General features: G+C 65.7%; 4 protein-coding genes. 1 reads left to right on the forward strand and 3 read right to left on the reverse strand.

From position 1 onward, the window contains the following. Positions 1 to 21: 21 nt before the first annotated feature. From K728_RS0114135 to K728_RS0114145, 3 genes are read right to left on the reverse strand one after another with little or no spacing between them, the layout of a single operon-like run. Positions 22 to 1,620, reverse strand: a complete 1,599-nt coding sequence (locus K728_RS0114135; RefSeq protein ID WP_024477104.1) for a GMC family oxidoreductase — start codon at positions 1,618 to 1,620, stop codon at positions 22 to 24. Next, the gene (locus K728_RS0114140; RefSeq protein WP_024477105.1) at positions 1,617 to 2,219 is read right to left on the reverse strand and encodes a hypothetical protein; all 603 of its coding nucleotides are present in this window, start codon (positions 2,217 to 2,219) and stop codon (positions 1,617 to 1,619) included. Before K728_RS0114140 ends, K728_RS0114135 begins: the two co-directional genes overlap by 4 nt. 2 nt (positions 2,220 to 2,221) lie before the next feature. Next, positions 2,222 to 3,262: an NAD(P)-dependent alcohol dehydrogenase gene (locus K728_RS0114145; protein WP_024477106.1), complete on the reverse strand. Its 1,041-nt coding sequence runs from the start codon at positions 3,260 to 3,262 to the stop codon at positions 2,222 to 2,224. 345 nt (positions 3,263 to 3,607) lie between these two features. On the opposite strand from K728_RS0114145, the gene K728_RS0114150 reads away from it, so the two are divergent. Then, positions 3,608 to 4,626: aconitase family protein (locus K728_RS0114150; protein WP_024477107.1), on the forward strand; the 1,019-nt coding region annotated here is incomplete at its 3' end.

The raw sequence follows: 4,626 nt of genomic DNA on the forward strand, positions 1-4,626 counted from the left end.
AGCTTTACAGGGCCGGCAGCCTTACAGGGCCGACGTCGCCAACTGCTCCGCGATGTATTCCGCCTGCCGGATCGCCAGCGCCACGATGGTGAGGGTCGGGTTGGCTGCCGCGCCGGTGGTGAATTGCGAACCGTCCGACACGAACAGGTTCTTCACGTCGTGGGTCTGACCCCACTGATTGACGACGCCGTCTTCCGGACGCTCGCTCATCCGCGCGGTTCCCATGTTGTGGGTCGCCGGGTACGGCGGGGTGTGGTGCGAGGACAACGCGCCCACCGCCTCGTAGAGCAGCGACGCCTGCTGGTAGCCGTGATTGCGCATCGCTGTGTCGTTGGGGTGGTCATCGAAATGCACATTCGGCACGGGCAATCCCAGCCGGTCCGTCACACTGGTGTTCAACGTGACCCGGTTGGTTTCCTGCGGCATGTCCTCGCCGACAATCCACAACCCGGCCGTGTTTTCGTAGTCATCGAGCAGTGACGCGAAGTTCGGTCCCCAGGCTCCGGGGTCCGCGAAGCTGGCCAGGAACGCCGGGCCCAACGCGATGGTTTCCAGATAGTAGCCACCCGAGAAGCCGCGGTCCACGTCGTGCCGGGACTCGTCAGCCACGAGACCGGCCATCGTTTCCCCGCGGTACATGTGGACCGGTTTGTCGAACTTGGCGTACACCGAGCCGGTGGTGTGGCGCATGTAGTTGCGGCCCAACTGGCCGGATGAATTGGCCAGCCCATCAGAGAACAGGGGAGACCCGGAGAGCAGCAGCAGGCGCGGCGTCTCGATCGAGTTACCAGCCACCGCCACGAGGCGGGCCTGCTGGCGTTGGAGGTTCCCGGCGTCGTCGATGTACATGACGCTGTCCACGGTGCCTTCGGGGGTGTGGGTGATTTGCACGGCGTGGCAGTTGGGGCGGAGGTCCAGTTTCCCGGTGCGCAGCGCCTTGGGGATTTCGGACACCAGGGTGGACCATTTGGACTTGTTTTTGTCGCCCTGGAAGTTGAAGCCGTCCTGGATGGAGGCGGGCCGGCCGTCGTAGGGCTCGGCGTTGGTGCCGTACGGGCCGGTGGCGTAATGCCGGTAACCGATCCGCTCGGCGCCGGCCGCGAGCACCTTGTAGTTGTTGTTGGCGGGCAACGCCGGCCGGCCGTGGCGGTGGGTGCTGCCGATCTTCTGCTCGGCCTTGTCGTAATACGGTGCCAGCTCGTCGAGGGTGATGGGCCAGTCCAGGAGGTTGGCGCCGTCGATCCGCCCGTAGGTGCTGCGGGTCTTGAACTCGTGGGCCTTGAACCGCGGGGTGGCGCCGGACCAGTGGGTGGTGGTGCCGCCCACCGCCTTCACCAGCCAGGCGGGCAGGTTGGGGAAGTCGCGCGCAATCCGCCAGGTGCCCGACGTCGTCCGCGGGTCCAGCCAGGCCATCTGGTTGAACGATTCCCACTCGTGGTTGATGTACTCGTCGTGTTTGATGTGGCCGCCCGCTTCGAGGACCACCACCTTGATGCCCTTCGCGGTGAGTTCGTGGGCGAGGGTGCCGCCGCCCGCGCCGGAGCCGATGATGACGACCACCGAGTCGTCGTCCAGGCCGAAGTGTGCGCTGTCAGAGTGCTCAGCTGTCTCGTTGCTCATATGGTCCGTCCTCCTTCAACTTTGTCCTGGCCCTTGAAGAGGTCCTCGACGGGCTCCTCGCCGGTGCTGTCTGCGGCGTCCCTGACCCGCTGCGGTGCCTGCTGCGCGATGTCGTAGCCGAGCGGCCCGATCTCGGTGAGCGGTTCGTCCGCCTCCTCGACCCGGGGGCTGGGAAGCCAGTCCAGGTCATCGAATCCGCGGTGCAGGTAGCCGCCCTTGGAGAATGACTCGCCCTCGTAGCCGAAGACGTCCCAGACCTCGGGGTCGTCATAGAAGTTCAGGACGGTGGTCCGCCGGATGAAGCCGAAGAAGTCGAGGTCGGCGATGCGCTGCAGCACGGCGAGGGCGCGGTCGTCGGAGAGGTCGAGGAAGTTCTCGCCGCCCTGCTGGTTCAGCGTCAGCAGCCCCTGGGTCAGGGCCACCCTGAACCAGGTGGATTCGTTGGACTCGGTGATGATCTTGTCGGCCATCCGCTCGTACGGCCCGTCCGGGATCTTCGGGTGCGGGAACGCCACCCGGATAATCCGGACCAGGATCCGCCGGGCCTCCTGCGTGAGTTGAAGCTCATTGAGCGTCGAATACTTAGCGGGATACGCCATTGTTATCTCCCTTGGGTGGTGAGGTTGGGAACGAGGATGCCACGGCCGACCAGCTTGCCGCTGTCCAGGTCATGCATCGCCTGGACAGCGTCTTCGAGGTCGTACGTCTGGGTGTGCAGGGTGACCTGGCCCTGTGCGGTGAGGGTCATGAGTTCCACGAGGTCGAGGTAGGTGCCCACGAGGTTTCCCACGATGTTGATCTCCCGGGAAATGATCTCGATGGTGTCGATATTCACTGCCCCGCCGTAACCGATCGTGTAGTAGCTGCCCCGGTTGCGCAGCACGTTCAGTCCGAGCGCTTCGGTGCCGTGCTCGCCGACGAAGTCGAAAACCACGTGCGCGCCGCCGCCGGTGATCTCAAGGAGCTTCCCGCCGTCGCCCGCCTGGGACAGGGTGTGGTCGGCGCCGAGCGCCGTCGCCAGCTCGAGCGCCTCCTCGGACGTGTCGACGACGGTGATCTGCGCCGAGGTGAGCGCCCTCAGGGACTGGATGCCGATGTGGCCCAGCCCGCCGCTTCCGATCACGACGGCGTGGGTTCCGGGGTGCAGCAGCGGCGCGGCTTTGCGGACCGCGTGATAGGCGGTGAGGCCGGCGTCGGCGAGGGCGGCGATGTCGGCGGGCCTGAGCGACGGGTCGAGTTTCACGACCGAGCGGGCGTTGGTCTTCATCATCTCGGCCATCCCGCCGTCGACGTTCAGGCCGGGGAAGGTGGAGTTTTCGCAGTGGGAGTCCTGGCCCTCGCGGCAGGCCAGGCACAGGCCGCAGGTGACGATGGGGTGCATGATCACGGTGTCGCCGGGCTGGACGTTGGTGACGGCGGAGCCCACCTCGCGGACCCACCCCGCGTTTTCGTGCCCGAGAATGTAGGGGAGCTTGGGGTGCTGGATGGCGTCCCACTGCCCCTCGATGACGTGCAGGTCGGTGCGGCATAGGCCCGCGGCGCCGATCTCGACGACGACGTCCCACGGACCGGTTGACGTGGGTTCCGCCACGTCGTCGATCAGCGGGTCTTCCTGGTAGCGGTGTACCCGAACGGCTCTCATGGTCCTCCTCGGCGATGACGTCCGCGGGCAGGTTTCGACGGACTTCCGGCGCTCTCCCAGCGGTGAACGAGTGCTCATGCAAGTGTGCCCGGCGTCACATCGATACGGAAGGGGGCTTATCGCGGGGTGAGAATCCCGCTGCCGCGCTGCGAAGGTGCCGGTTGGGGCGGGCTGACGGCCCAGAAAAGTGGCCGACCCGCAGCTAAGCGGTGGGGCCACCACTAGCCTGCGGGGCCGCCACTTTTCCGGGCCGCCACGCTAGTGTGTACGACTGTATACAGCATTCTTGCGTTTCGGGATATGATGGGTTCAAAGGCGTAACCAATCCTGGAAGGGATACTAGCAATGACTGCTGTCGACACATTCGGTTCCAAAGACGTACTCGAGGTAGCGGGAGCTGAGTATCAGATCTTCCGCCTCGACGCTGTAGAGGGATCAGAGAAGCTTCCCTACAGTCTCAAGGTGCTCCTGGAGAACCTGCTCCGCACCGAGGACGGCGCCAACATCACCGCCGACCACGTGCGTGCCCTGGCCAACTGGGACCCCGAAGCTGAGCCCGACACCGAGATCCAGTTCACCCCGGCCCGCGTGATCATGCAGGACTTCACCGGTGTGCCCTGCGTCGTCGACCTCGCCACCATGCGCGAGGCAGTCGTCGAACTCGGTGGAGACCCCAAGCGCGTCAACCCGCTGGCGCCGGCCGAACTGGTCATTGACCACTCGGTGCAGATCGACTTCGCCGGCAACGCCAACGCACTCGAGCGCAACATCGAGATCGAGTACCAGCGCAACGGCGAGCGGTACCAGTTCCTGCGCTGGGGTCAGACCGCGTTCGATGACTTCCTGGTGGTGCCGCCCGGCATGGGTATTGTCCACCAGGTCAACCTTGAGTACCTGGCCCGCACGGTGATGACCCGTGAGGTCACCACCGACGGCACCACCGCCCTGCAGGCCTACCCCGACACCTGCGTCGGCACCGACTCGCACACCACCATGGTCAACGGGCTCGGCGTGCTCGGCTGGGGGGTCGGCGGCATCGAAGCCGAGGCTGCCATGCTGGGCCAGCCCGTCTCCATGCTGATCCCTCGGGTGGTGGGCTTCAAGCTCACCGGTGAGATCCCCGCCGGCGCCACCGCGACCGACGTCGTGCTCACCATCACCGAGAAGCTGCGCAAGCACGGCGTCGTTGGCAAGTTCGTCGAGTTCTACGGCGAAGGCGTCAGCGCTGTGCCCCTGGCCAACCGGGCCACCATCGGCAACATGAGCCCGGAGTTCGGCTCCACCGCTGCCATGTTCCCGATCGATGAAGTCACCATGGACTACCTGCGGCTGACCGGCCGCTCGGAGGAGAACCTGGCACTGGT

This window comes from Arthrobacter sp. CAL618, assembly GCF_000468215.1.
Classification (GTDB): domain Bacteria; phylum Actinomycetota; class Actinomycetes; order Actinomycetales; family Micrococcaceae; genus Arthrobacter_D.